The sequence below is a fragment of the Micromonospora sp. ALFpr18c genome, from assembly GCF_008868155.1.
In the GTDB taxonomy this organism is placed as follows: Bacteria; Actinomycetota; Actinomycetes; order Mycobacteriales; family Micromonosporaceae; genus Micromonospora.
In genome coordinates, this window is the sequence record NZ_WBKR01000564.1 from 1 (window position 1) to 252 (window position 252).

Sequence of the window (252 nt, forward strand, 5' to 3'; positions counted from 1 at the left end):
TCAGCCCGCACGCCCGGGCCCACCATCGGATAACTCATCCACTCGGTCCTATCTGTGCTAGCCGGACTCCACCGGCCTTAACGGAAATTCGACATATTCCGTTACACAGATCTCCCTACAGGCCCCCCCGATGATCAACATCCGGCGAGAGGTGGCGATCTCCTGCAACGCTTTCATCATCGGGATGACCTGGGCGACCTCGCCCGCGCCGCCGTCGTACGCCCGGTGGAAGACCGGTACCGCGCCGTCGGC

1 protein-coding gene is annotated in these 252 nt (G+C 63.5%); it reads right to left on the bottom strand.

Going from position 1 to position 252, the window contains the following annotated elements; all coding sequences use genetic code 11:
* Nucleotides 1-57: 57 nt before the first annotated feature.
* The coding region (locus F8271_RS33725; RefSeq protein ID WP_225854931.1) for a hypothetical protein at nucleotides 58-252 on the bottom strand (195 nt) is incomplete at its 5' end.